Annotated in this window: 10 protein-coding genes; 7 read left to right on the top strand and 3 right to left on the bottom strand. The window is 58.1% G+C overall.

The window, feature by feature from the left end:
- The first annotated feature begins 197 nt into the window (after positions 1-197).
- The gene (locus ACX80Z_RS15865; protein ID WP_459316562.1) at positions 198-569 is read left to right on the top strand and encodes a hypothetical protein; all 372 of its coding nucleotides are present in this window, start codon (positions 198-200) and stop codon (positions 567-569) included.
- 1 nt (position 570) lies between these two features.
- The gene (locus ACX80Z_RS15860) at positions 571-786 is read left to right on the top strand and encodes a hypothetical protein (RefSeq protein ID WP_459316560.1); all 216 of its coding nucleotides are present in this window, start codon (positions 571-573) and stop codon (positions 784-786) included.
- A gap of 243 nt (positions 787-1,029) precedes the next feature.
- Here ACX80Z_RS15860 and ACX80Z_RS15855 read toward each other — a convergent pair whose 3' ends face one another.
- Together ACX80Z_RS15855 and ACX80Z_RS15850 are read right to left on the bottom strand one after the other, a co-directional pair.
- Entirely contained in the window at positions 1,030-1,299 is a 270-nt protein-coding gene (locus ACX80Z_RS15855) for a hypothetical protein (RefSeq protein ID WP_459316558.1), read from the bottom strand.
- A gap of 101 nt (positions 1,300-1,400) precedes the next feature.
- Positions 1,401-1,943, bottom strand: a complete 543-nt coding sequence (locus ACX80Z_RS15850; protein WP_459316557.1) for a hypothetical protein — start codon at positions 1,941-1,943, stop codon at positions 1,401-1,403.
- A gap of 472 nt (positions 1,944-2,415) precedes the next feature.
- On the opposite strand from ACX80Z_RS15850, the gene ACX80Z_RS15845 reads away from it, so the two are divergent.
- From ACX80Z_RS15845 to ACX80Z_RS15825, 5 genes are all read left to right on the top strand, one after another.
- Positions 2,416-2,916 (top strand): hypothetical protein, encoded by a 501-nt coding sequence (locus ACX80Z_RS15845; RefSeq protein ID WP_459316556.1) that lies wholly within the window; start codon positions 2,416-2,418, stop codon positions 2,914-2,916.
- Positions 2,917-3,065: 149 nt separating this feature from the next.
- The gene (locus tag ACX80Z_RS15840) at positions 3,066-3,440 is read left to right on the top strand and encodes a hypothetical protein (RefSeq protein ID WP_459316555.1); all 375 of its coding nucleotides are present in this window, start codon (positions 3,066-3,068) and stop codon (positions 3,438-3,440) included.
- Positions 3,413-3,583 (top strand): hypothetical protein, encoded by a 171-nt coding sequence (locus ACX80Z_RS15835; RefSeq protein WP_459316553.1) that lies wholly within the window; start codon positions 3,413-3,415, stop codon positions 3,581-3,583. The genes ACX80Z_RS15840 and ACX80Z_RS15835 overlap by 28 nt, the downstream gene beginning before the upstream one ends.
- A 93-nt stretch (positions 3,584-3,676) precedes the next feature.
- Positions 3,677-4,216 (top strand): hypothetical protein, encoded by a 540-nt coding sequence (locus tag ACX80Z_RS15830; RefSeq protein ID WP_459316552.1) that lies wholly within the window; start codon positions 3,677-3,679, stop codon positions 4,214-4,216.
- Between the two features lie 268 nt (positions 4,217-4,484).
- Entirely contained in the window at positions 4,485-5,036 is a 552-nt protein-coding gene (locus ACX80Z_RS15825) for a hypothetical protein (RefSeq protein WP_459316551.1), read from the top strand.
- 79 nt (positions 5,037-5,115) lie between these two features.
- Here ACX80Z_RS15825 and ACX80Z_RS15820 read toward each other — a convergent pair whose 3' ends face one another.
- Positions 5,116-5,409: a hypothetical protein gene (locus ACX80Z_RS15820; RefSeq protein ID WP_459316550.1), complete on the bottom strand. Its 294-nt coding sequence runs from the start codon at positions 5,407-5,409 to the stop codon at positions 5,116-5,118.
- Positions 5,410-5,501 lie beyond the last annotated feature (92 nt).

Here is a 5,501-nt window from a genome sequence, read left to right as displayed (position 1 = left end):
CCTTGAACTCCTGGCTAAACCGGCGACGCGATGCAGACATACTGCAGATCTCACTTTCAGTAGAAACCTCAGTTTAAGAGGTCCCACTGTCCGAAATCCCTAGGCCGCTCAATTCATTTCCGTCAGTCGCCACCTTCGACACCCACGAATCAGACTTTCGCCAGGCTGTAGAGAAGGCGGGGGGCGATTACGAGGGTATGGTCATCATCGAAGGAGAGGTTTGGGCTCTTGCCGACGAGCCAACCTACGTCATCCACCAGAGGGGCATGGGCTACAACCACGGTGGAACAACGCTAAGTATTGAAACAGGGCGAACCGAGTCAATGACCAACCGGTGCTTTTCGCTCCTGAATTTCGACGTCGCCCTGGAGGCCGCTACCCAGGCCGCTATCGGCCGCGGCAACGACCGGTCACTGCTCACAATCAAGAGCACCCGTGCCGCCAAGATTTACGTGCCGTCAGCCTTCAAGTTCCCGACCCGCGCAGCACGCAAGGCCACTGTTCACCTGATCGAAGAGTCACGAAAGCTCATCGACCGGCACGGCCTCGAGACAGTACAGGTGGTTTGACATGCTGCTGCGGAAACAGACGTTCCTCTTCCGAACACTGCATGCTGAAGCGCCGTCGGGAGCCCAAGCCCTGCTCGATACCCCGCATCTGGCCTGCTGGGCAACCTTCGTGCGAGCCCGTAACCGAGAAGAGGCCGTCGCCACTCTGGCTGAGTTCGGCCACACCAACATCGACCCGTGCAAACTGCTGATGCCGGCCCACCCCGGTGCTGGCTGATGAACTGACGAAAGCCCTGGACGCAGCGCGCGCGCCGGAACTGCACGAGGTCATCTACAGCGCCAGGCAGACACCCATGCTGATCATGGCGATCCGCTCCGGTGACGAGCCGAGGTACTGAGTGCTCCGATCAACGCACCAGCCGCTGGAAGGCATGAAGGCCCGGGCGGAAGGCATCAGAGGGCTCATCGCCCACCGCTGACCCTCGGGCGACTTCGCGGTGGCTGATTCAGTCTCGTCAAACTATTCAAGCGCGTTCAGCAGTTCGTGGCGGCAGTAGATGTACGAGTTGACATTGCTGCGGAGCGTCATCCAGCCTCGAGAGCCGTGGGACTCCAGCACCTTCTGGCGCATCGCGGTGTTCCTCTCGGTCCATTCTGCGGCGAGAGCATCCGCGGCCTTCCGGAGATCCGGCGTCTCAGCTTTGGTGTCAGCCACGGCCTGGTCAAAGTTCCCCAGGATGCGCAGCAGCTCGCGGCGGCAATGGTTGTAGGCCTCGACTTTGCCCCGCACCCAGGTCGCCTCCTCGTTGGATAGCTAGGTGGCACGATCCCGCAGGTCGACGACCCGCTCGTCCCAACCTTCAACGAGCTCGGTCAACGGCCCGCGGACGGTCATGACGCTTTGGCCGGTTCGTACTTCTCCTTCAGTCGCAGGAATTCTGCGTACTGGGGGTCGGCTGCGACCAGCGCGCTGGGATCGTCGAGCTCCACAGCGAAACGCAAATCTACCTTGGTGACTTCCGAAGGGACCGCTGAGGGCATGTTGAAGTCAAGGGACCACTTCATGTACGAGTCGTAGGGCCGTTGCCGGGGAACGGCGACCACCCGGCCGTCCTTATAGAGGGAGGATATGCCGTGGGAAGCCTTGAAGGCATCCGAGTAGCTGTAGAAAAGCCCGGCCACGTATTCGACAGGGCTACCGTCGGCTGGCTCGACGCTTCCGATGGCCTCGAAGAACGAGTCCTCGCCGAGCTGGGTTGAAACCAGGTATGAGGCTGCCGTTGAACGCTTCTTGAGCGATTCCTGGGCGAGACGGATGGTCGGGTACAAGATAAGCGTGGTCCGGTCGACGGACGGGTCGATGGTCACCCGGTGGGCTTCGGGAATGTGGAGGAGTTGCTCTGGGCTGAGGTTGACGAAGGATCTGAATTTCATGTCCACCATGTGTGCGGCATGGGCCGCCGGCCTCTCCGGCGAACAGTCTTTCCGCCGCTAGAGCGCCATCCAGGATGTGCGCTTATAGGCCTTTGCGATGAGCGAATTCGGCCATCAACCTTACGAGGTAATCCGCGTCGGCTGGGCCGTTCGCTATTCGGCCATCTTCGAGAACGAATAAATCGGTGAATCCATCATCATTGCTCCCCTGTCTGAGTCTGACGAACTGTACGGGGGTTCCTTCGCGGACCCACGTTTCGCGCGCATGAGAAAGTCTGTCGACTGGGTTCATGAAGCGGACTGTGGAGTCCACGAAGTCCCCGAAGTCCCCGTAATGGTCGTCAAGAATTGAGGATGGTACATCTATGAGATACCCGGTCGCGAGGAGCCTGGCAGGGATTAGATCCAGGAAAGACTGAATGGATCTGGCTGTTGATTCACCAGAGTCTGCCGGGATCAGTAGGGTGGTCCCATGACTGACCCCGAAGACAAGCCAGCTCTAATCTCGGCAGCGAACTACGCCAAGCTTTTCGGTGTCGACAAGCAGCTTTTGGAGATCCTCCTCGACGACGGATACATTCGTGGCTCCGTTGAACAAGGCCGGCGAATGCTCATCCCCTCCTCGGAGGCGATGAGCAACAACCAGTTGCGGGCCCTCGGCCGCGTCGCCTATGAAGAGTCCTTGAACGCACTCAGTACAGCGATCATGAAGCTGCAGTCCCTCCTCACCCGGACAATGGCTGAGGTAGAGGACGCCCTGAACGGAGGAATCAAGCCAGTCCGCGAGCTAGGCTCGCACATTATCGGGCTGGATCACAACAGGCACCGGAGCACGGCGTTCCAGCAGCTAGAGCGGGACATGGAGGGCGCCCAGTGGGCAGTTGTGAAATATCAGCGCGTTCTATGGAGTCTTGATGAGGCTGATCGCATTCATGAGCGCAATTATGACCGGGCCGCGAAGTACCTCGACTGACGCCAGACCAGTGCTTCGCCGCACACATAGGAGGTACCACCAGCCTGACTCGAAAGAAGCTCATGACCACCACCACGCCCCAGAAACGACAGCCCCGCGGAGTGCCCGTCGGAGGGTAATTCGATACCGTCAATCATGCCGAACCGGCAGTGAAGCTGACCTACGCCCAGAACCTCGATAATTTCGCTTCCGCGGTGGAAGGCCGCGCCAACTACGACGCCGCGGTCGCCCGAGCCCTCTCGGCCGACATGGCCTACGAGACCACTGAAATCCTGGAGATGGAAGACCCGGAGTTCGATGCCCTCTTCGCGTCCATCAAGGGCCACGAGGACCGGTTCGATCTCACCCCGGAACACAAACTGCATGACAGCGTCGGCCATGGCGGAGCGGTCGGCGGGGACGTCGACCACGTCACCCCGATGCTGTCCCTGGACAAGCCTGGCGAAGAAGCCGTCATCGAGTTCGCTGAGGCGCACCCGAACTGCAGGTATTACCTGTGGTTCTTCCACCAGCCGGGTTCATAGCGCCCAACGCCCACAAGCGGCGGATCATCCACCCGGCCGGCGAAGTGTTCCACACCGAGAACATTGTGGTGGTCAGCGATGAAATCTGGCTGCGAATCAGCGGCCCGAAGGCGGCTTGGACCGTCGAAATCCACGGTCTTTAGATTGCCCCCCGTACGGCAAACACCTGAATCGGCACGCGCTGCTCAACGCCATCGGATAGCCTGAGTCCAAACTTCGCGACAGGAGCCAGGGTCATGGGAAAGCTCGAGGATGCAGCAGCCGAAATAATTGCCCAACAAACCGAGGATGAGAGACGTCGTCAAGCACATCGAGCCGAAGTAGAGCGGTGGCAGAACGAATGCCGCCAACTTATGACAGAGTTCCTTGAAGTAGTTCAGCGAGAGGATTACCGACCTGAAAAAACCTACAATCGCCACACCGTACTTGGCCACGACTACAGGATCGGCGGCGGCGGGGTGGTCTCTTTCGAACTAACAGATGTCGAAGGTTGGATCATTGATTCGGAAACGCCTGGCGAGTACGATTCGTGCGCTGCAAAGGGAACACTCATCACTCGAGTGGGCGATTGCTACGCGTTCACTGCTCACTATGCATTTGACCATAAGCGTGTCGGCGAGAAGCCAACATTCTCTCGCTACTATCGGTTTGATCCATCAATCAGACCCGACGTAGTGATAATCCTAGGTAGAAAATTGATAATCCCCATGATGGCAGATTGGACCAGATCGCTCGCTAGAAGCTTGGCAACCTATATGACCGTTAGCGTCGCGTGATCGGGGCTATGAGCATTGGTTGGTGGCTTGAATACCTTCAGACAAAGCTCATCCCATGAGTCGATAGCGGATCTTGAGTCAACGTAAATTGCCGGAGTGGTTGTATCGACCGCCCTAATACCGAAGGTCTTCAACAGGCTTCCTACCTAGTGGAGGGAACATCCCAATGCTAAAAATCAGGCCAGTCGGGTCCAAGTCGCGGCCTCGATTGGACTCCATCGAGCCGCTGATAGTGTGTCTTTGAAAACCGGCGATAGGAGCTTTAGGTATGGGGAGTCTCGAAGATGCAGCAGCCAGAGTGGTCGCCCAGCGAGCAGAGGATGAAGCCCAGCGCCGAGCTGGCCAGCTGGAAAGAGATCGACAACTGAGGGAACTAAGAGAAGTGCTGTCGGAATACCTCGACGTAGTTCAACGCAGGAATTACAGACCAGAGAAGACCTACCGACGCGCCACCGCCCGAGTGCGGCCGTATAACCACACAGATGGCGGCGGAGGAGAGCGGAGCTACACCCTGACCGATGTCGAAGGGTGGGTTGTTGAGACAAGGAGCCCCGGCGAGTGGGATACCTGCGCCGCAAAGGGAACGCTTGCAACAGCGACGGGTGACCTTTATGAGTTTGTCGCCGAACCCTTGTTCGCACCCAAGTTTATTGGCGAAAAGCCGATACTCTCACGATTCTACCGACATGAGCGCCACGTCAGGGACGATCTGGTGCTCATTTTGGGTGAGCGCCAGGAGCGGGGCGCTCCATGGTACCGATATACGGTCGAGACGTTAGCCGAAAGTCTTGCAACGTACACAACCGCCGGCCTCGCTTGACCCTGTCGGACGGCTTCTTCTGACTAGGCATTTTCGAACTCAGATAATCCACGTTTCGTTTACCTATGGCTTCGAAGGCCTAAAAAATGAATTCACGAAGTTTGTGATCTGTAACTTTGTAAGTCTCTACTTTATCGGCAAAACCTAGTACGGCTCGACGGTCAGGGAACTGCCCGTTGAGCGATCGATGCCCCAGATAGAGCACGATGACGAGTGCTGCACGGTCGGTCGTGAATGCCACCGCGCTGCCGCCCGTATCGATCCCGCGGGCCATTGCGTAGGTCAGCAGATAGAGACTTCCTAGCAAGAAGCCGTAGGCGATCTCTGGGGGTTCAAGAGCCCTGAGAGGCTCATGTGTTATGAGTCGCGACATGGACTACATGTGAGTCGCGACATCGACGACACCCCCAGCTTCGGCTGGGGGTGTTTTCTTTTGTCTGGATTGATAGTTGCGGGTTGGGTCGA

This window comes from Arthrobacter sp. TMT4-20 (assembly GCF_054510775.1).
This window is presented reverse-complemented; position numbering and strand designations above follow the sequence as displayed.